Here is a 20,284-nt window from a genome sequence, read left to right as displayed (position 1 = left end):
AAGCGGATATGGAAATAGGGAGTAGGGAGTAGGGAAAAGGGAGTAGGGAGTAGGGAAAAGAAAACAAAATTATCACAGTTCCTACACAGATTCTTATAGATGGTTTAGTTTTAACTGCTAGAGTTAACAAGACTTACAAAGTTGACGATGCCAGGCAGGAATGAGATTGATTGATAGGAAGTGATATAGATATCTACTATTGAGTCAGTAAGATAATGAGTCAGCAAGATTTAATTCCAAGAGCTCTCCTTTTACCAGCACCAGATATCGAAGCCTTAATCCAAGGGCGAATGATTGCTGCTATCCCTCAGCTATTTATCAATCCAGGGCGGAAATTTGCCCTATATCCGTCTACACTATCAAGTAGTACACTATCAAGTAATAATCATACATCAAGTAATCCCCTGTCTCTTGAGCACTATTATCGCCCTAGTTTTAGAGAAATAGCCCAAAAAAGTCTAACGGCACTGAATTCTGAGACAGTTTTGATTAAGGCTTGGGCTAGGTGTGAACTTTGCCAACACCTGAATAAAACTGAATCCTTGGAGAGCTTATCACCGTTAACGGTATGGACAGCAGCAGGATTACAAGCAAGACTTGAGAAAAAACAGGGTATTTTCCTGGCTTACTTGCGGGTCTATCAGTTGCCTAAAGTGCTTGAAGTAGCTATAAATAATACTAGTCAGCCCCTTGGGAAGTTTGTTAGTTTAGGTGATAATATTAGGGTTAGTGACGATTGGCCAGTATTAAGCGATCGCATTTTCAGCCAACGGCGACACCAGCTAGAAAATCGACTCCCGCCACTGTATCCGGAATTGGAAGAATTACAGAGTCAAATCGCTAACCTGGCGATTACTAACCCAGCGGCTGAAGCCCTTGACGAAGAGATCAAAAAATTTATAGGCTGGAGTAGCAACAAGCAGTTAACGTCATCTAATCCAGATTTAGCTTGGATAAATACCATAGCAGCATTGGGAAATCGCAGCAAAGAGTTGGATCAAGGTAAAACTAATTATCAAGCTGGAACAGATTTTGAAAATATTGTTCGTGATAGCCTTAAGTTTCTGGGATTTACCATCGACCATGCTCACAAAGGTGGTGCTGGTGGTTTAGATTTATTCTGCTCAAAACCTTATCCTTTGGTGGGTGAGTGCAAGGCTGGGAAAAAAATTCCTAACGATACGGCAGTACAACTGTTGAATTTAGGAACGTTACGTTTAAACAATCAAGAACTACTTAAGAAAACTGCTAAGTTAATTATTGGCCCTGGTGAGCCGACTAAACAACTTATGGATGCAGCTATTGTACATGGTATGGCAATTATTAATCCTGACACTCTTCAGAAGCTGGTGAAACTCCAAAGCCAGTATCCCAATTCCGTTGATTTAATTATACTAAAGAATTACTTGATAGCTGGTCAAGCTGATCAGGAAGTTGAAAAATATATTAATCATATTTCTGAAAAACTGAAATTGCGATCGCATATTGTCCAGCTGGTGAAAAAGCTAATTGACGATAGAGATAATCACACGGTGGGAGTAGAGATGATCTATGGAGCCTATAACTTCTCCAATCCACCCCAGTCCTTGACTCAGCCAGAACTACACGAAATATTGATTGAGCTTTCTTCTCCCTTAACTGGCTACTTGGGGCGAATCAAGGAAACGGATAGTAAAAGTGATTGCTTTTATTTCCTGCGGGACTTGCCCATGGATTAACTAGCAGAGGTACATTTTTAGGGAGCAGGGAGCAGGGAGCAGGGAATAGGGAACAGGGAATAGGGAACAGGCAAGAGGCAAGAGGCAAGAGGCAATAGGCAATAGGCAATAGGCAATAGGCAATAGGCAATAGGCAATAGGCAATAGGCAATAGGCAATAGGCAATAGGCAATAGGCAATAGGCAATAGGCAATAGGCAATAGGCAATAGGCAATAGGTGAAAAATCCTGTGTATCTCATTAGGATATAAAGCAATATCGTAAAAATCTAGCGGTTTGTGTAACGTTTTATTTCAAGATTCAAAGTTTATGCTTGTTACCAATTCCTAAAGCGTGATCAAGTTACGATCGATATCGAAGATTATATCTAGGGATTCGCAATGCAGTTTACTTAGATTTTTTTCAAGATAAAATTGCTCGAATTGCTATTGATAGCAATCAGTTAAATTTGCTAGTTTTTGATGCCAACGGGGAGGAAATCTTGGAATGGATAGATTAGATGAGTATTCCAGATTAATTCGAGAAATTCTAGAGCGTTACGGAAACGCTCCAGGCTGAAAGCCTCGTGTTTTAAAACCGGGTTAGAAGTTACCGCAAGAATAGGGCAGCCTTTATGGTTGGTCGGCTATGCATAAAAGGTTTAAAACTTTATGATTAAGGCTGCCCTATTCTAAGGTTTCGTCTCCGGGATGAAAGCCAGGCAGCGACTTTAGTCGCCGTGAAAATATATCAGGCAAGACTTGACGGTTTACGCCAACTTTGTTATTATAAAATTGTCTAAATTGATGTCGATTTATGATGATTATTCTAGAGTTAAAAGCCTACGGTAAGCCCATTCAGTATCAAGCTATAGACGAGGCAATTCGGACAGTTAAATTTATCCGAAATAGCTGCCTTCGTTTATGGATAGACAACAAAGGTACAGGGAAGTACGACCTTAGTAAGTATTCTCAAATACTGGCAAAGGAATTCCCTTTTGCTAATGAATTGAACTCTACCGCTCGACAGGCTGCTGCCGAGAGAGCATGGTTAGAAGTTACCGTAAGAATAGTGGAGCCTTATTTCATGAGTTTTAACCCTTTTCTGCATAGCCTATCGCCTATAAAGGCTCCACTATTCTAAGGTTTCATCTCCGGTCATCAATTTCTCGCTTTTTTGAAAACTGTAAGAAAAAAGTTCCAGGGAAGAAAGGTTTTCCCCGTTTTCAAAAACACTGTAGATTCGGCGTAGCCGACGCTGCGCGAACGGTTGAATACAAACAGTCAGGTTGGAAGTTGTCCCCTGACAAAAAATCAATCACCTTTAGTGACAAGAAAGGAATCGGTAGACTAAAGCTCAAAGGTACCTGGGACTTGTGGCGCTTTGACAAAAAACAAATAAAACGGGTTCGCATAGTCAAAAGAGCTGATGGGTACTATGTCCAATTCTGTGTTTCAGTAAACATAAAAGAAGAATTGGAACCATCTAGAACAACTATCGGATTAGATGTTGGGTTAAAAGACTTCTACACTGATTCTGATGGTCACTCTGAACCTAATCCCCGCTTTTATAGAAAAGGAGAAAAGCGTCTAAAATTTTATCAACGCCGGGTTTCCCGGAAAAAGAAAGGCTCATCCAACCGTAAGAAAGCCGTCAATAGATTAGGTAGGCATCACCTTAAAGTAAGTAGGCAACGTAAAGAACATGCCAAGAGACTGGCGCGTTGCGTAATCCGGTCTAACGACCTGGTCGCCTATGAAGATTTAAGAGTGAAAAACCTGGTTAAAAATCACTGTCTAGCTAAATCTATTAACGATGCAGGTTGGTATCAATTTAGAAAATGGTTGGAGCACTTTGGCCAAAAATTCGGTAGGGTCACCGTTGCGGTAAATCCTGCTTATACAAGCCAAAACTGCTCAGAGTGCGGCGAAATAGTCAAGAAGTCATTATCGACTAGAACTCACGTGTGCGAATGTGGGTGTGAACTTGATAGAGACCATAACGCTGCAATCAACATCCTAAAAAGAGCCTTGGGTACGGTGGGGCACACCGGAACCTGGATCCATTATCCCAACGCTTCAGGAGAATCGACCTCTACTCTTTCTGGTTCCGGCCTGATTGAGCAAGTTGGCTCGTTGAATGAAGAATCCCCGCGTCTTTAGACCGGGGAGTGTCAAGCTCGGATTAGTTACAGTCACGGCGATATCCAAAGTTATGCCATTGCCGATTCTCTAAACAATCACTTTATGCTGATCGCGTAGCGTGGCCTTTAGGCCAATGGTTGTTGGCTGGGATGGCAAACGTCGAGTCCACGGCTGCATTACCCATGTTCAGATTATTGATGGAAAAATCTGGATTCAACGGGATGGTATCGAAGATGGCATCACAGAAGAACTGGTCGCCGCAGGGGTTCCCAAATCAGATATTGTGCTAGGGTTTCACCCACCAGACGTTCGTCCCCATACTGGTTATGCGTTCGCGTAGCGGCTCGTACCGAGCATCGCGTAGCGTGACCATTCGCGTAGCGTGGCCTTTAGGCCAAGGTCAATCGCGTAGCGTGGCCAGAGGCCAATCGCTTTTTTCACTGGTTATCAGCCACGGGTTATTTCGGACTCTCATATCAATCCCCCTTCGTCTCATTTCAAGCCAAACTTTGCCCTCTCTGTAATCCCTTGCCCTGTCTTTAAAACAGATGAAGGGATTGAAATTTTACTAGTTGACAATTGAATAAATAAAATGCTATTATCAAAGATAAATGACTTAATTTAAGATCTATACTCTTGGAAAATAGCTAATGAAAAATACTGCTAGTTTTTCATAGTAAAACGGTATATAGTAATCAGATTTATCAAAAACTGAAATTGCGATTGGTCTACAGCCACGCTACGGGAACGCATTAGCTCATTGCTCAATGATAGTACATTTGTATTAAAGTGTTGCTCCCTAGCTCCTGTTTTCTAATCAGCATCCATTTTTTGTCTCAAAATTTTTAGCCAGTCAATTTTTATGCATTACTCTTGGGTTAGTAAGTAGTAAGGTAATCTCAACCATCTGCGCCCAAACTTAAGTCAATGCCAAGCCATCGGCACTTTCGAGAGTCTGCATCTTGACCCAAAGTTGCCCCTCAAGACTAAAATCATCTTGAGCGATTGACTTTTTGGCTCCTTGCCCCAATGGTGAAATTGTGAACCCCTTGATGAAGAGCAATGAGTGAATCTGAAAACCCCAATAACCTTCCCCTTCCTGAGTCTACTACCGAAATGGATAACCAGGATACTAAGAAGCCAGATCAGCAGCAGACCGACCATAACCCAAAAATGCTCAGCTTCGCACCAGTACCTGATGATTTCACCATAGTATCTGATGATATAGATAATCTTATTGAACAGTCAATACTAGAACAGACTATAGAATCTCTCCTTACCACCATGGCATCATCAGTTACAGAAGCCGATAATGATGGCACTGATGATACTGATAACACTGATATTGACACTGAGATAGCTGATGTTTCTGAGGAACAGTTAGCCAAGGATGGTGAATGGTTTGCCTTAGCCCAAAAACTGCGCTTGGACAATCATCGCTTACAGCAGCAAGTGACCCAGCTGCAGCAAGCACTCCAGGAAAAACAGCAGGAGTTAAACGGACAAGCTAAGCAATTGCGAGAGTACGACAAACTCCTGTCCACAAAAGATCTGGAACTCAATACAGTTCAAGACCAATTAACCCGTTTGTTCCACACTCTAGAATCATCCCATCAATCCGGTCAACGCCAGCAAATTTTGGTTGAAACCTTATCAGAACAGTTACAAAGCTCTCAGGATCAAGTTGCCAGACTCGAACAGGACTATTCCCAAACCCAGCAGCGCTACAACGAACAATCTCATCAGCTGGTGCAATTGAAAGATACCTGTCGAGAACTTAGAACCCGTCTATACCGACAACAACAGCAAACCTTGCAATTTAAGGTAGCCTTAGAAAAGTGTCTGGAAATGCCTGCCTCTGAGAATTCTGTACTACAACAGCAAGAGAGTCGGAGCATCATTGCTCAGCAATCTCTGCTACAAAAAGCCCAGGCGATTAGACCCTGGTCTGCTGACCCAGAGTTATTTGCAGAAGAATTTATTTTCAGCAGTACTGGTAATTCTTCTGTCCAGTCTCAATCTACCACAGAAGCGTTATCGGTTGACAGCAGCCAACCTAACCAAACTGATCCTATATCCCCAGCAGATGCCTCGGGTCCAGGGCAAACTCAGGTAATCTCCCCTGAAAATGTGACAGCCAAAGAGATAGAAGTAGCACAACAGTTAATTGAGCAAATGTCTGCCCTGGCAGAGGAATTTGGGTTGTCGGAGTTGCCATCAGAGTCGGCTAATGCCAAAGTCGATGGCAGATCAGAACTAGAAACGACTAACTCAGATGAATCTGACCAAACCGTTGAATTGACTAGTGACCTTGAGCAAACCAGTAGGTCAGACCATACTCAGACCTTGGAGCCTGAAGCAAATCCATCGAGTCAGGAATTGCCAGAAGATATCATAGAGGCTGAGTCACAGTCAAATCAGACCAATGACGTATTTCCGTCTCAGGGTAAGTCGCCATCACCAGTACTCTATCCCCTACGTCCCTCCAAAGGGCGCAAATCCTTAGCGTCTATTGAATTACCAAGGTTTCCCCGTTATCGCTCTTCTTGAGGTTGACCCATAGATTAGGCTCGATCACACAATAGTTTCTGATACTGATATATTAAAGAATTTAAAGTTCTGTAACCTCTGGCGCAAGACTATCAAAACCCTGCGGTAAACTAGCCCTTGATCCTTAAAATTCCCTGTCGTTTGCCTGAAACGCCAACAAGCACGAACCTAGGCAAAGATAATCCTGGTGGAATCATCGGGAATATCCCCAATTTTCCCAAGGAGACAGGTCAGCGGTTTTTCCGCAATGTCCGATAAAAAAATGTAGGAGTTCTTAAATCAATGTCTCATAGCGTTAAAATTTACGATACCTGTATTGGTTGCACCCAATGTGTTCGGGCTTGCCCTCTAGATGTATTGGAGATGGTTCCCTGGGATGGCTGTAAAGCTGGTCAGATTGCCTCTTCTCCTCGTACAGAAGACTGTATTGGTTGCAAGCGGTGCGAAACTGCTTGTCCTACTGACTTCTTGAGCATCCGGGTTTACCTGGGAGCTGAAACAACTCGTAGCATGGGCTTGGCTTACTAACCATTAACCTAGCAATCTATCTGATGTTGACGGTTGACTGTTGATGGTCAACCGTTGACGGTTAACCGTCAACACAGGACACTCCACTGTTAGCACGGCTATAGTTTGAGTATTATGGTTACTTACTAAACTCAACACTATGTGTGGAATAGTCGGCTATATCGGTCCGCAAATCGCTACAGAAATTTTAATGGCAGGATTAGAGAAACTCGAATATCGAGGCTATGATTCTGCTGGGATTGCTACAGTCTCGGAAGGGGACGTTCATTGTGTACGTGCTAAGGGAAAATTGCACAATTTGCGGGAAAAACTGGTACAAATCGAAAACCAGGCGCGGATTGGCATTGGACACACGCGCTGGGCAACCCATGGTAAACCGGAAGAGTATAATGCTCACCCCCACATGGATATGGCAATGCGGGTGGCAGTGGTACAAAATGGCATTGTTGAAAACTACCGGGAATTGCGGGAAGAATTGATCCAGCAGGGACATGAATTCCGCTCCGATACCGATACAGAAGTTATTCCCCATCTAATTGCTGAGTGTTTACACCAAAATTCGGCTTCTTCCTCTTCCTTCTTCTCTCCTTTCCTAGAAGCAGTGCGGCAAACCGTGAATCGATTAGAGGGAGCTTTTGCCCTAGCTATCCTTTGTGCTGACTATCCTGATGAATTGATTGGAGTGCGGCAACAGGCTCCTCTGATTATTGGGTTTGGTCAAGGGGAATTTTTCTTTGGCTCGGATACCCCAGCATTGTTACCCCATACCAGGGCAGTATTGAACTTAGACAATGGGGAAATCGCACGGTTAACTCCCCTAGGGGCAGAAGTTTACGACTTTGAGGGTCGTCGGTTGAATAAGTTCCCCCGTACCCTCAGTTGGAATCCCTTTCAAGTGGAAAAGCAAGGATTCCGACACTTTATGCTTAAGGAAATTTATGAGCAACCAGGGGTAGTGCGCAACTGTTTCGAGCGGTATCTCAATAGTAATTGGCATGCTAATCCTACACAGACAGAGGCAGACCTGGCTAATTCCCCAGTTCAGTTAGGCATACCAGAGTCACTGTACGAGGATGTAGAACAGATTCAGATTCTGGCGTGCGGAACCAGTTGGCACGCTAGTTTGGTGGGTAAATATTTGTTGGAGCAGTTGGCAGGAATTCCTACCATGGTGCAGTATGCATCTGAGTTTCGTTATGCACCAGGTCCGTTAACTAAGAATACCCTAACTATTGGGGTAACTCAGTCTGGGGAAACTGCTGATACCTTAGCAGCACTGGAGATGGAAAAACACCGTCGCAGTGGATTAGACCCTCTGTATCAGCCCCGACTGCTGGGAATTACGAATCGACCAGAAAGTTCTTTGGCTCAGTTGGTGCCTGATGTGATTGATACCCAGGCAGGGATTGAAATTGGGGTGGCGGCTACTAAAACCTTTGTGACCCAGTTAGTGGCCTTTTATTGTCTAGCGCTAGATTTAGCAGATCGACGTAATACTCTCGCCCCTGAAAAAATTCAAGCAATTATGGCAGGCTTGCGGCAATTGCCTAATCAGATTGAGCAGGTGCTGGAAAGTCAAGAAAAGTATATTGAAGAATTAGCCCATGACTTTGCGGAAACCCAAGACTTTATCTTTGTAGGACGGGGGATTAATTTTCCGATTGCTTTAGAAGGGGCGCTGAAACTTAAGGAAATTAGCTATATTCATGCTGAAGGCTACCCAGCTGGGGAAATGAAGCATGGTCCGATTGCTCTGCTGGATGCTAAGGTGCCTGTGGTTGCGATCGCAATGCCTGGTACTGTCTATGAGAAGGTAATTTCTAATGCTCAGGAAGCTAAGGCTCGGGATGCTCGGTTGATTGGGGTGACACCGAGCAATGGCAAAGAGGCGATGGATATCTTTGATGATTTGTTGCCTGTACCAGAGGTGGAGGAGTTGCTTTCACCAATTCTGGCGGTGATTCCGTTGCAGTTGTTAGCCTATCACATTGCGGCAAGGCGAGGGTTGGATGTGGATCAGCCCAGGAATTTGGCGAAGTCGGTGACTGTGGAATAGATTTCTTTGTTGACTGCTGAACGGTGTTGCTTAAACCCAGGGACTAGTTAGGATTTGTAAATGCGATCGCATTTTGTGTAGGCATTTTGCGATCGCACTCCGCCCCTCAAATTAATCCAATTAGGACTTACCCATCACGTCGGTACAGTTGAGGAAAAACCATGACCGTTACCATACCCATCAAAGCTATCCAACTCACACCCGGTAGTGCCATTACTATAGATAACCTTAAATGGCAAGACTTTGAAACAATTCTTGACGAACTTGGGGAAAAGCGACGAGTGCGGCTGACCTACTATCAAGGAAATTTAGAAATCATGTCCCCCCTTGCTATTCACGAAAGACCCCACCGGATTATTGCCGATATTGTTAAAGGCATATTAAACCTACAGGGGCGCGACTGGGAAGATTTTGGTTCAACTACCTTTAAACGTCCTGAAATTGCTGGTGTTGAACCGGATACCTGTCTTTATATTCAGAATGCTCCTCAAATGCGAGGCTGTACTCACATTGACTTGGACATTTATCCACCCCCAGACTTAGCTATTGAATCTGATGTTACTTCAAAAACAACTCTTGAGGTTTATGCAGCCATTGGTGTTCCTGAAGTATGGATTTATAGCAAACAACAACTTAAAATTTACATCATCAAAGATGGAAATTATCAAGAAAAGTCGTTCAGTCCAACCTTTCCCAATTTATCCTTAACTACACAGATTCCTCAACTCGTAGAACAGGCAATTAATCAAGGAACAAGCCGAATGTTACGGGAATTAAAAAATCAATTTTTTCAATCCAGATAACTTTTACTTCTTGCTAAGCAATTCCATCACACACCTCCCCAGCTGCCATCCTTTCTATCCGTTACCCACTATTGTCAATTATTCCTCAGGCACACAGGTCCCCACTAAACAAGCTCGATCCAAATTAACACCACTTAAAGAAGCCCCATCCATCTCAGCACAAAGCAAGTTCGCCCCACTGAGATTACTACCAGATAGATTAGCTCCACGGAGATCGGCCTCTTCCAGATTTGCTTCACTTAAGGTTGCCCCTTGTAAATCCGCCTGAGACAAATCAGCTCCCTTCAAATTGGCACCATTAAGATTAGCTCCTCGCAAATCTGCCCCTCGCAAATCCACCCCTTGCAAATTCACCCCCATCAAATTGGCACCACTTAAAAAAGCACCGGTAAAGCAAGCCTGACTCAACTTAGCCCCCATCAAATTAGCGCCGCGCAGATTACCACCCCGCAAGTCCGCACCACTCAAATCCGCCTGCATCAAATTAGCACCAAGCAAATTTGCCCGTAAGTCAGCAGATTCCAGTTTGGCACCGATTAAGTTAGCACCATCGAGACGAGCACCATTTAAATTAGAGCCAGAAAAATTTACCCCCACAAGTGTTGCACCAGCAAGATTAATTTTTTCCAATTGGCTACCGGAAAGATCCTCATCTTCCAAATCTGCTCCTGGCAGTTGCTTTACTTTCCCCGCCCGAATTGCTTCAATTTCCATCAACCAGATAACCTTGAACTGTTCATCCTTCAACCTACCCTACACCAGACCCCTGGGCAAGAACAATCTTGAACTGTTCAACCTTGGCCAAAAGGCCACGCAATCGCGTTCAACCTACCCTACGGGAACGCCAAAGGCGAACAACCTTGATAACCTTCAACCTTGATAACCTTCAACCTTGATAACCTTCAACCTTGATAACCTTCAACCTTGATAACCTTCAACCTTCAACCTTCATCCTTCAACCGTTACTTTTTCCTCAGATAAGGAATCAAGCAACCACATCCCTGAAGCAATTTTAGGCTGATTAGCCTGCAAACTCATACCCTGCTGCATTCCCATCACTATCAGTCCCAGGGTTTCCACCAGTTTAGGGTCAAAGGCTTCCCCTGACAATGCCTGACAGTTTCTTAGAGCTTGAGACAGAGCATCCTCCTCAGATTTATAGGTATTGAGTTGCTGCTGAAAATAAGCCATCAGCCTCAAAATCCTCGATTCCAAGGGAATGTTATCGTAAGCTAAGCCATCCGGTTGTCCTGAACCATCCCAGGATTCGGTTTGGTGGGTAATAATGTTAGCGACAGCCTGCAATCGAGGCATAATCCGTAACACCGATCCCCTCGGAAGAGATTCCTGCTTCTCGATCACCTCTTTCTGAGCAGCTGACTTAGGGGGTAGTTCTATCTTGACCCCCTGCAAGGGAGATAGACGGTGCAAGAGTGCTGCCAGACTTAAACGTTTCAGTTGCCATGCTGGTAAATCCAGCAACTGGCCTATAGTCTCAGACAAGCTTTTTACCTCAGCGCCAGCGTTGGGATTGACAGCATCCGCTTGGTCAATTAGCTGAGCCATACGCAAGAAAGCTTGCATTTCATTAGAAACGAGGTTATCGTCTAACACCTGAACATGGCTCGGGGAGGTATGGGACGGTAACTCTTGTTGACCTTTCTGAAGATAGTTCACGACCCGATTCACCACTGCCCCAATATAGTCTCGTGGCCTGGTGCTGTCGATCATCTGTTGAAGTTGTGCAGTTAAGCTGGCTTGCAAGTCTGGGTTATAGTTACCAATATGAGCGATCGCAAACTCCACTGTCTCCCTGACCAAGTCTGGCTCAAATGTCCAGAATCCGTAGAATTTGCGCTCTCGGTCTTGCTCTGGCAGTCCTTGAGTGCCATAATCCGACTCAGATAATTCTTGACATAACACCATTGCTGTGTATGTCTCAGAAATAATAATCAAGTGCCACTCTTGAGCTACAGGATCGGAGGACTCTAAACTAACTAGGGCAACATTCGACCGCTGGCTGGTGGGATGTTCAGCAAAGCCAGCATCCGGTGCGGCTAGAATTACCACCTGAGATGATTTCAGTGCTATATCGCCATAGCGTTCAGCTTCCTCAAGATACCATTGGCCCCGCTGGAAGGCGGTAATCATTAGTGGAGGACTGTCAGACTCTAGGATAAAGTCTTCTAGGGCATGGCACAGCGACACTAAGGTATTTTTGTAATAAACTCCAAAGCTTAGAGGTTTTTTGGTGCCGCGATAGGCTTGTTCTAGTTTTTGTAAAATTGAACCTGAGCGCATGGTTACTTAAAAATTGTTAATTAAATTTTGTTATTTAAACTTGTTAATTTAATTTTGCCATTATCCCTTTCTAGTTATTTAAAACTAGTTTTTTTTCTTGGTGTTTATTTGGTAATATTGGGGCAGTGAGGGCTGCTTCTAATGGAGCCACTCCTAGTCTTTCTTCAAGGATTTTCATCACTTCACGCCCAAAATCATTAGAATTTTGCCGCCAAGCTTCCAGACAAACTTCACCAAAGAAAGACCCTAGGGGTTCGGGATTCCATAGGAGTTTCTTTGCTGTCCAGGGCATCAAACTCATGGGATCATAGTCCCGGTTGAGGATAGTTTTGTCAAAGGCGTACTGTTCTAAATGGGTATGGGGTTGTAGACCAATGAAGAAGATGGCTGGTTCTACTTTATCCCTACCAAATATTTGCTCTAGTTCCCGGTGATAGGCAATAGTCTGACGAATGGTGTCAAAGGTTTCATCGATCACATTGAAAGAATAGTTGACGGAAACTAGGTCATTGAAGCCAGCTGCTTTTAAATCACGACAGTTTTGCAGTACGGTGCGTAGGTTATAGCCCATGCGCATTTTCCGCACCAGTTCCTGAGAACCACTGGTAATCCCGATTTCAAAGTAATTCATCCCGGTTTTTACCATCAGGTCGCATAATTCTGGGGTAAGATTGTCTGCCCGAATGTATGCTGCCCAGTTAATGTCACTCATACCAGAATCAAGGATTTTTTGCAACAGTTCAACCGCATCACCAATGAATTTTTTGGCAGGAATGAACTGAGCATCAGTGAACCAGAACTTGCGGATGCCTCGGTCATAGAGTTGCCGCATTTCTGCTACCACTTCATCTGCCGGGTTAATCCGTACCTGTTTGCCTTCTACAACGGTATAGATACAGTAGCAGCAGTTATGGGGACACCCACGCTTGGTTTGAACTCCAATGTAAAAGTCGTTCTGTTGGAAGTAATAATCAAAGCTCGGCCAGATGCTTTGAATATAGTCGTAGTTGCAAGCAATTTTTTCAATGGCAGTGGGAGACTCATGGATCATGCGATCGCGTGGCTTAGCTTGCCCTACCACATAACAGCGCTGATCATCGAAGTCCTGACCCCGGAGAAGTTTCGTGAGTAAGGTTTCCCCTTCTCCAACGGAAACGATGGTTCCAGTTGGCAGTTTATTTTCCAACTGCTCATAGAATACACTAACTGCTCCACCCCCCACAATCAGGCGAGCGTCTGGGTTATATCGTTTAGCTCGTTTGAGTCCTTGTTTGATTAACCCCAAGTTCCCCCACAGTTCGCCATAGTAAGAGGCAGCTAAACGCAGACCCCCCAGCGCTCCCCGTAATTTCACCAAGGGATTGCCAGCATAGTAAAACTCAAAGGCATTTTGGAGCGGGTTACCACCCCTACCACCCACTGGAGCATAGATTTGAATGTCGCGCCAGGAAAATACCAACAGGGTTGGTTTAAACTGGTCTATCTCAGTATCCAAGGCGCTGCCAAAGTCTAGGGGAGGTACAGTTCCCAAGTCAAAAATGCGCTGTTCTACATCCGGGAACTGTTTATGAACATGGTCAGCTAAATAAACCACCCCGATCGGAAAGATTGGATTACACGGAAGGCGAACATATAGTATTTTCTGTTCCATTGGTAACTGTTTATAGTAATGATTTTTTGTTATTATAAGTTTTTTTTATCAGGAAGGTTAGTTTGGGTTATTCTTGACCAATTCCGTTCGCGTAGCGTGGCCCAAAGGCCAATTAAGCTCAAGATTTCAAGGCAGATCTATACCTAGAGTTATAGCTAGAGTTATAGACAGATTTATCTACCGCCGTTTTCTCTACTTTGAGACTACGGCGGGCAGAACTTACCAAGGGTGGGCAACAATTATGAAATTGGTGTTTACATATCTTAACTTTACCAAAATTAGGGACTTACCTCAAGCGTATGGTAGTTTTGTCTATAGGGATCAAAAATCAGCATAAAGTCATCTAATAGAGTAAAGTCATATAATAGGGTTTCTAGAGTGAGCATTACACCTGAATGATGCTGAATATCGCTAAAACCAGCAAATAATCCTAAATAATCCCAATAATCAGCATATTAACGGTGTTTTGTTGGTGATCGGCTGAGGTAAACTCCAATAATTAGTAGCCATGTTTACAGCTCGCCGGGATCATCAATGCTACCTTGGTGTTTGTAATAAATTAACCTTTAGAGAATTAATAGATATGACACAAGTTTTTGATCCTATTCCTTCAGATAGCCAAGATTCCCTTCTGTGCTGCTATGTGAACGCTACTAGCCAGATCCAGATTGCTAGAATAACTAATATACCTAACTGGTACTTTGAAAGAGTTGTTTTCCCAGGGCAGCGCTTAGTTTTTGAAGCACCGCCACAGGCTCTTCTAGAAATACATACGGGGATGATGGCAAGTTCTATTCTCTCAGATACCATCCCTTGTTACCGCTTATTGGTTAGCCAAAGTGGTAATGCTTATGGCTATGCTGTTTCCGCCCAATCAGCCAAACCTGCTGATATCAAACCACATCCAGAAACAGTTGATAGTCCAAGAGTGTTAGCTGAAAAATTGCCTAGGCTGGTTAGCGCGGTCTAGTTACTATAATCTATACTTTGGGGTTGCTTACAACAGGAGCAACCCCTTTTTCATTGGTTGAAGGTTGAAGGTTGTTTGGTTGAAGGTGGTTTGGTTGAAGGTGGTTTGGTTGAAGGTTGTCTAGTTGAAGGTTGAAGGTTGAAGGTTAAAAGTTGAAAGTTGTTCGCGTAGCGTGGCCTTTTGGCCAAGGTTGTTCGCGTAGCGTGGCCTTTTGGCCAAGGTTGTTCGCGTAGCGTGGCCTTTTGGCCAAGGTTGTTCGCGTAGCGTGGCCTTTTGGCCAAGGTTGTTCTTACCCAGGCGTCCCTTGTCAGGTAGGTTGAAAGTTCAAGCTAAATAGGCTATAGTGCTAGACTTGTAACTTGTCACTTGGTCTGTAACCATAGCAAGGGTAATTCAAAAGTGAACAAGAACAGATCTTGAGATTCTGTTCCATCACCCCATCACCCCATCACCCCATCACCCCATCACCCCATCACCCTGTGAATCTCCCTTCTTTTCTCTGGCTCTGGAAAATTGCTGCTTGGTCAATGGGTTTATCCCTCTTTGCCTATGTACTCCTGGCAATCACCGGCAGCATTGCGTTTTATCAACGTCACTCCGGACGCCCACGACCGACTTGGTTACGCCCTTTGCACTACATCATTGGCTGGATCATGGTCGCTCTAGTCTTAGTTCTGCTGGGGATTGGTTTAGTAGGTACCATCGGCCATTACGGTCATCTAGGTCATTCAGCCCACTTAATAGCTGGATGGTCTGTGGTAGCACTGGTGTTGCTCTCAGCCTTTAGTGCTACCCAAATTAGTCCTCAACAACCCTTAGCAAGGGCTGTTCACGTTGCTACCAACATTGCCTTGCTAGTGGGATTTACCTGGGTTTCCCTGACTGGTTGGGAAGTTGTCCAGAAATATATTAGGCATTAGGCAATCGAAAGTTGAAAGTTGAGAGTTGAAAGTTGAAAGTTGAAAGTTGAAAGTTGAGAGTTGAAAGTTGAAAGTTGAAAGTTGAAAGTTGAAAGTTGAGAGTTGAGAGTTGAAAGTTGAAAGTTGAAAGTTGAAAGTTTAAGGTTATCTGTCAGCCATGGATAGCTTTACTTGGCCGATGGACGATTTTCAGAGCGATAAAAAGGCTTCTTGACCACAACGGCGGGATAGGATTTACCCCGGATTTCTACTTCCAGCTGCTGTCCAACTTTGCCCAACTTTCTGGGAACATAGGCTAGTGCGATCGCATTTCCTAAGGTTGGTGCTAATGTACCACTAGTGACAACTCCTACCACCTCACCATCAGCTAGGACTGGGTAACCATGGCGAGCAATCTGCCTTCCTTGCATCTGGATCCCAACTAGCTTGCGCTGGATCCCTGTTGCTTTTTGTTGCTCTAGCACCGAGCGTCCGATGAAGTCTCCTTTGCTATCAAGATGCACTAGCCAACCTAACCCAGCTTCTAAAGGTGTCGTGGTATCATCAATATCTTGTCCGTACAGTGCCATTGCTGCTTCTAGGCGCAGGGTATCTCTGGCACCTAAACCACAGGGAGTGACACCAGACTCTAAAAGTGTCAGCCACAGCTCTATGCCCACATCTGGGTCTAGCATCAGCTCAAATCCATCTTCCCCCGTGTAGCCGGTTCTAGCCATAAATGCCGGTTTCCCCAACACCGTTGCCTCTAGATGTCCAAAGGCTTTGACTGGTGCTAACGCTTCTTTGACAAATGGCTGAAGATGTGATATCGCCAATGGTCCCTGTACTGCGATCAACACTTTTGATGTTGAGAGGTCTTGTAAGGTAACTAAGTCAGCATCCAGGTGAGCTAACAACCAGTCTTTGTCTTTGGTGCAGGTTGCTCCATTAACAATCATCATCCCCCGCTGCTCCCCAGACTCCTCTTCACCTTGGTAGTAGAAGATAATGTCATCAATGATTCCACCATTGGGATTTAACAACACCGTGTATTGAGCTTGACCCGGTTGCAGGCGGGTTAAATCCGAAGGTACTAGAGACTGCAATTGCTCCCGTAGTTGCTTACCATGAAAAGCAAACTTACCCATGTGGGAGATGTCGAAAATTCCGACAGCAGTTCGTACTGCAGCATGTTCTTTTTTCAATCCACTAAATTGGACTGGCATTTCCCAACCCGCAAAAGCTGTCAAGCGGGCATTTTGTGCTACCACCTGGTCAAATAGGGGAGTGCGAGCCAATTTAGGGGTTTCGGATTGGGACTCTGGAGATGCTGGGGAATTTGCCACGGGTTTTAATAATGGTGTTCAGTTATCAGGTAAGTGTAACATCTATCTGGTATAATCCCATGGGTTCCCGTAGCACAATGTGGAATGGGCATCTTGCCCGTGTAGCACAATGTGGAATGGGCATCTTGCCCGTGTAGCACAATGTGGAATGGGCATCTTGCCCGTGTAGCACAATGTGGAATGGGCATCTTGCCCGTTACAATTTAGCGTTTTATTAACAACAGTTGGTAAACAGTTAGTAAATAAGCCCCCTTTTAAATTGATCACCATTAAGCTACTATATTATCTTGGTAAAGACTATAGCAATCTCATGAACAAGAAACTAATTTGGTATATCAAATCTCAAGCTGGAGTTCTGCTTTTTCCCTTAGGCTTATGCTTATTTGGAGAAGCCGTTTCTAAAAGAATTGAAGGAGAGCCTTGGTTTTGGTTAGGAACCTTAAGCTTAGTTGTGATTAATGCCGGGATTGGTTTGATGATTGAAAGCGGATTGATATCCGGTTTTCCCAGAGATAACGTTGCCAAAGACGACTCAAAAGAGTCAGTCCTAAAGACTGAATAAAGGCTTTATGTAAGCATATGCGCTACGCGCACGCTACGCGAACAGCGGTCAGCGGTCAGTGGTCAGCTTAAAATCAACCTCTTTCGTGACTATTAAACTAATCCTTACCTGTTTTCTTTAAAAGACTTTCCTCAAATTAAACTAATCCTTAGCTGTTTTCTTCAAAAGCTGATAGCTGATAGCTGATAGCTGATAGCTGATAGCTGATAACTGATAGCTGATAACTGATAGCTAATAGCTGATAGCTGATAGCTGATAGCTGATAGCTGATAGCTGATAGCTGATAGCTAAATGCTTACACTAGTTTACCAAGGTAACTGGCTTCCATCCCAGGAGAAAAACTGTCCACTATCCCCTTTATCCAGCTTTTCAATCACCGCCAGTAGTTGATTAACAGTACGCTCTACTGGGAATAACTTATCAGCAGGTACATTTTTTTTAAAGGGTTTAGAAAGGCGCGTATTGGTTGTACCAGGATGTAACGTGACAACGATAGTTTGAGGACTTTTTCTACTGTATTCAATCGCCACCGTTCGCATAAACATATTTAAGGCTGCTTTCGATGCTCGATAGCCATACCATCCTCCCAGTTGGTTATCACCAATACTGCCAATTTTTGCAGAAATGCTAGCAAAAATACTGCGATCGCTATGACGGAATAATGGTAATAAATGTTTAGCCAGCAACACTGCTCCAATACTGTTAACCTGGAAGTAACGCATCAAGTGTTCTGAATTAATCTGTTTCAGGCTTTTTTCTGGTTGTAAGCTGCCGTCATGAAGCAATCCAACACAATTAATCACTAAGTGGAGTTTGTCTATCCCTACACTAATTTGTTTGACAGCTTCAGATACTTGCAACTCGTCGGTGATATCCATCGATAGACAAACTAATCGATTAGGATAGTTGCTTTCAAGGGCAATTAATTCCGAACTAGAATCACGGTTACGATAAGTGCCATAAATCTTGGTAAAGGATTCATCTTGCAGCAATTGTTTGACAAAAGCCAGACCAATACCTCCATTGGAACCGATAATTAAGGCATTGGCATTGTTAATTCTATCTATAGACATTTATTAGCGCTCCCCGTAGGGAGTAGGGAGTAGGGAGTAGGGAGTAGGGAGTAGGGAGTAGGGAGTAGGGAGTAGGGAGTAGGGAGTAGGGGGCAGTGTAAATTAGCCTGAGTTTTCATGATATATTTGGAAATGCTATAGTATTAGATATCAGCTATCCCCTTAATTATAAAACTTTAGCGTTTAAAAGTACCCACTGAAATATCAACACTAACTGGGTCTTCATTATCCACTAAACCATCGCCATTTTCATCCCAAACAGAGGTCGCAAAAAACCCGCAACGAATATCGATTTCCTGCTCAGAAACTCTCAAAAATAGAGACCCCTGTTTGGTCGCGCATTTAAATTCTGCTTTCTGGACTAGCTCTGGAGCATTTCTGCGTAATTGAGGCAATACTTTCTGGCACTGTTGGTCAGAATTAGAGCAAACCAATGGCTTCACAAAAGTATAATCATTCGCTACTAACGGCAAAACCCCTAACCATGTACCAGTGCGATTGCCATTTCCTACGGGTTTATCCCAACAAATAAAGCTGACTCGCTGGGGTTCTTCTTGATTCTGAAAAACCTTTAAACTGAAACTTTTGCTATCACTACACTCCCTTTCCCATTCAGCTATTTGTTCGGGAAAACTATCGCCAAGGTCAGCTAAAACTTCCTGACATTGGCGTTCACCACAATCCCCTGCTACCTGCTGAGGCTGGGTCTTATCTGCTGGGGTTTCACTAGCACAACCAAGCACAAGCAGAGCAAATATCATACTAGAAATTGCTAATTGTTTTACTTTCATTTAAAAATTTATTTATAATTATTATTATAGCATTTTCTAGAAATTTTATTCCTTGCTCCCTGCTCCCTGCTCCCTGCTCCCTGCTCCCTGCTCCCTGCTCCCTGTTCCCTTTGCTATATAGCAATTTCAATGTAAATTTGCCATCCTCAATCTACAGAGCAAATCATTCAAAGCATCCTTAGCTGATGGTGCTTCTGGTAACCAACTAGACTCAGATGCTTCCTCTAATTTACTCTGTAGACGATTATATTCTCCCTCATGAAAATTCAAATTTGTATCTTCCAATACAGACTTTTCTACTCCTGCTAGCTTTCGAGCAATTAAATCTGGAATATAAGGTAACTGGAACACCTCATTCAGCTTAACCAAGTTAGCCTCTATTTCCCCAGTTTTCATTAAATGGATACCAGTCAACAGCACCCGATAGACGTAAAGCAAAGGTTTGACACGACATGGACTCATCTTTTGAAACAGTTTCCATTGAGTTCGGGAAAATCCTAGATAGTGATGGGCATGGTAGCGAGTAATGCATTGTTTTGCGATCGCTTTTAATTCCTCATGCTCCGGTGTAGTGTGAATAACTAGGGGTGAGTACAGCTGCTCTAAGACATAACCATTCTTTTTCAGCAGCATCTCAAAGAACTTTTTGATATCGTGAGTGACTAGATCCAGTTCTATGGAATCCCGAATTTCCGAGACTTCAATCGTTTCCGGTCCCGGGTCCAGTCCTATAACCTTCTGCACTGGCAGAATGTGACTACCACGCAAATCATAATCAGAATCTGGTGAAGGGAAACCATACAAATGGGCTCCACTGAGGGTAGCAAATAACAGTGGATGGGGTTGAGTATAAATTACAGTTAGTAGTTTTTGGTTTAAATTCATATACAGCAGTTTTCAATTGGGTGAGGTAC

General features: G+C 43.8%; 20 protein-coding genes and 4 pseudogenes. 13 read left to right on the top strand and 11 right to left on the bottom strand.

Annotated features, from left to right (window positions below; genetic code table 11):
- Window positions 1-215 precede the first annotated feature (215 nt).
- Window positions 216-1,718, top strand: a complete 1,503-nt coding sequence (locus F6K53_RS01955) for a DUF1802 family protein (protein WP_293065672.1) — start codon at window positions 216-218, stop codon at window positions 1,716-1,718.
- Here F6K53_RS01955 and F6K53_RS01950 read toward each other — a convergent pair whose 3' ends face one another.
- Complete coding sequence (locus F6K53_RS01950) at window positions 1,719-1,958, bottom strand: hypothetical protein (RefSeq protein WP_293065669.1); 240 nt, start codon at window positions 1,956-1,958, stop codon at window positions 1,719-1,721.
- Window positions 1,959-2,075: 117 nt separating this feature from the next.
- Between F6K53_RS01950 and F6K53_RS01945 the strand changes: the two are divergent.
- The 8 genes and pseudogenes from F6K53_RS01945 to F6K53_RS01910 form a co-directional block, all read left to right on the top strand.
- Window positions 2,076-2,216: pseudogene (locus tag F6K53_RS01945) on the top strand (element excision factor XisH family protein); the annotation flags it as partial.
- Window positions 2,217-2,515: 299 nt separating this feature from the next.
- Window positions 2,516-2,746, top strand: a pseudogene (locus F6K53_RS01940) (RNA-guided endonuclease TnpB family protein); the annotation flags it as partial.
- Window positions 2,747-2,853: 107 nt separating this feature from the next.
- Window positions 2,854-3,858, top strand: a pseudogene (locus F6K53_RS01935) (transposase); the annotation flags it as partial.
- A gap of 21 nt (window positions 3,859-3,879) precedes the next feature.
- Window positions 3,880-4,180: pseudogene (locus F6K53_RS01930) on the top strand (XisI protein).
- Between the two features lie 722 nt (window positions 4,181-4,902).
- Entirely contained in the window at window positions 4,903-6,390 is a 1,488-nt protein-coding gene (locus F6K53_RS01925) for a hypothetical protein (RefSeq protein ID WP_293018168.1), read from the top strand.
- 282 nt (window positions 6,391-6,672) lie between these two features.
- Window positions 6,673-6,918, top strand: coding sequence for a photosystem I iron-sulfur center protein PsaC (psaC, locus tag F6K53_RS01920; RefSeq protein WP_015145320.1), 246 nt, complete (start codon window positions 6,673-6,675; stop codon window positions 6,916-6,918).
- Window positions 6,919-7,057: 139 nt separating this feature from the next.
- Entirely contained in the window at window positions 7,058-8,974 is a 1,917-nt protein-coding gene (glmS, locus tag F6K53_RS01915; RefSeq protein WP_293018167.1) for a glutamine--fructose-6-phosphate transaminase (isomerizing), read from the top strand.
- A gap of 161 nt (window positions 8,975-9,135) precedes the next feature.
- Window positions 9,136-9,777 (top strand): Uma2 family endonuclease, encoded by a 642-nt coding sequence (locus F6K53_RS01910; protein WP_293079785.1) that lies wholly within the window; start codon window positions 9,136-9,138, stop codon window positions 9,775-9,777.
- A 78-nt stretch (window positions 9,778-9,855) separates the two neighbouring features.
- Here the strand turns inward: F6K53_RS01910 and F6K53_RS01905 are convergent, their stop codons facing one another.
- On the bottom strand, window positions 9,856-10,491 hold the full coding sequence (locus F6K53_RS01905; protein WP_293065725.1) for a pentapeptide repeat-containing protein: 636 nt from the start codon (window positions 10,489-10,491) through the stop codon (window positions 9,856-9,858).
- A gap of 13 nt (window positions 10,492-10,504) precedes the next feature.
- Here F6K53_RS01905 and F6K53_RS01900 point away from each other — a divergent pair, with 13 nt between their 5' ends.
- Window positions 10,505-10,657, top strand: coding sequence for a hypothetical protein (locus F6K53_RS01900; RefSeq protein WP_293079782.1), 153 nt, complete (start codon window positions 10,505-10,507; stop codon window positions 10,655-10,657).
- 68 nt (window positions 10,658-10,725) lie between these two features.
- Here F6K53_RS01900 and F6K53_RS01895 read toward each other — a convergent pair whose 3' ends face one another.
- Window positions 10,726-12,078: a DICT sensory domain-containing protein gene (locus tag F6K53_RS01895; protein WP_293065664.1), complete on the bottom strand. Its 1,353-nt coding sequence runs from the start codon at window positions 12,076-12,078 to the stop codon at window positions 10,726-10,728.
- A 70-nt stretch (window positions 12,079-12,148) separates the two neighbouring features.
- Window positions 12,149-13,729: a photosystem II high light acclimation radical SAM protein gene (locus F6K53_RS01890; RefSeq protein ID WP_293079780.1), complete on the bottom strand. Its 1,581-nt coding sequence runs from the start codon at window positions 13,727-13,729 to the stop codon at window positions 12,149-12,151.
- Window positions 13,730-14,312: 583 nt separating this feature from the next.
- Between F6K53_RS01890 and F6K53_RS01885 the strand changes: the two genes are divergently transcribed.
- Window positions 14,313-14,699, top strand: a complete 387-nt coding sequence (locus F6K53_RS01885; protein WP_293039462.1) for a DUF1830 domain-containing protein — start codon at window positions 14,313-14,315, stop codon at window positions 14,697-14,699.
- Window positions 14,700-14,749: 50 nt separating this feature from the next.
- Here the strand turns inward: F6K53_RS01885 and F6K53_RS01880 are convergent, their stop codons facing one another.
- On the bottom strand, window positions 14,750-14,980 hold the full coding sequence (locus F6K53_RS01880) for a hypothetical protein (RefSeq protein WP_293065658.1): 231 nt from the start codon (window positions 14,978-14,980) through the stop codon (window positions 14,750-14,752).
- Window positions 14,981-15,178: 198 nt separating this feature from the next.
- Here F6K53_RS01880 and F6K53_RS01875 point away from each other — a divergent pair, with 198 nt between their 5' ends.
- Window positions 15,179-15,619 (top strand): DUF4079 domain-containing protein, encoded by a 441-nt coding sequence (locus F6K53_RS01875; RefSeq protein WP_293018160.1) that lies wholly within the window; start codon window positions 15,179-15,181, stop codon window positions 15,617-15,619.
- Window positions 15,620-15,786: 167 nt separating this feature from the next.
- On the opposite strand, the gene gcvT is transcribed toward F6K53_RS01875, so the two are convergent.
- Window positions 15,787-16,944, bottom strand: coding sequence for a glycine cleavage system aminomethyltransferase GcvT (gene gcvT / locus F6K53_RS01870; protein WP_293065655.1), 1,158 nt, complete (start codon window positions 16,942-16,944; stop codon window positions 15,787-15,789).
- Window positions 16,945-16,949: 5 nt separating this feature from the next.
- A complete protein-coding gene (locus F6K53_RS01865; RefSeq protein WP_293079778.1) occupies window positions 16,950-17,132 on the bottom strand; it encodes a hypothetical protein in 183 nt (60 codons plus the stop codon).
- Between the two features lie 122 nt (window positions 17,133-17,254).
- Between F6K53_RS01865 and F6K53_RS01860 the strand changes: the two genes are divergently transcribed.
- Window positions 17,255-17,506 carry a hypothetical protein gene (locus tag F6K53_RS01860; RefSeq protein WP_071103539.1) on the top strand — a complete coding sequence of 84 codons (252 nt, stop codon included), beginning with the start codon at window positions 17,255-17,257 and terminating at the stop codon, window positions 17,504-17,506.
- 305 nt (window positions 17,507-17,811) lie between these two features.
- Here F6K53_RS01860 and F6K53_RS01855 read toward each other — a convergent pair whose 3' ends face one another.
- From F6K53_RS01855 to F6K53_RS01840, 4 genes are all read right to left on the bottom strand, one after another.
- Window positions 17,812-18,579, bottom strand: coding sequence for an SDR family NAD(P)-dependent oxidoreductase (locus F6K53_RS01855; protein ID WP_293065652.1), 768 nt, complete (start codon window positions 18,577-18,579; stop codon window positions 17,812-17,814).
- The gene (locus F6K53_RS01850; protein ID WP_293065649.1) at window positions 18,570-18,698 is read right to left on the bottom strand and encodes a hypothetical protein; all 129 of its coding nucleotides are present in this window, start codon (window positions 18,696-18,698) and stop codon (window positions 18,570-18,572) included. The genes F6K53_RS01855 and F6K53_RS01850 overlap by 10 nt, the downstream gene beginning before the upstream one ends.
- Window positions 18,699-18,755: 57 nt before the next feature.
- Entirely contained in the window at window positions 18,756-19,370 is a 615-nt protein-coding gene (locus F6K53_RS01845) for a hypothetical protein (protein ID WP_293065646.1), read from the bottom strand.
- A 126-nt stretch (window positions 19,371-19,496) separates the two neighbouring features.
- The gene (locus F6K53_RS01840; RefSeq protein WP_293065643.1) at window positions 19,497-20,255 is read right to left on the bottom strand and encodes a nucleotidyltransferase domain-containing protein; all 759 of its coding nucleotides are present in this window, start codon (window positions 20,253-20,255) and stop codon (window positions 19,497-19,499) included.
- Window positions 20,256-20,284: the final 29 nt, after the last annotated feature.

Source organism: Moorena sp. SIO4A1 (assembly GCF_010672065.1).
Classification (GTDB): domain Bacteria; phylum Cyanobacteriota; class Cyanobacteriia; order Cyanobacteriales; family Coleofasciculaceae; genus Moorena.
This window is presented reverse-complemented; position numbering and strand designations above follow the sequence as displayed.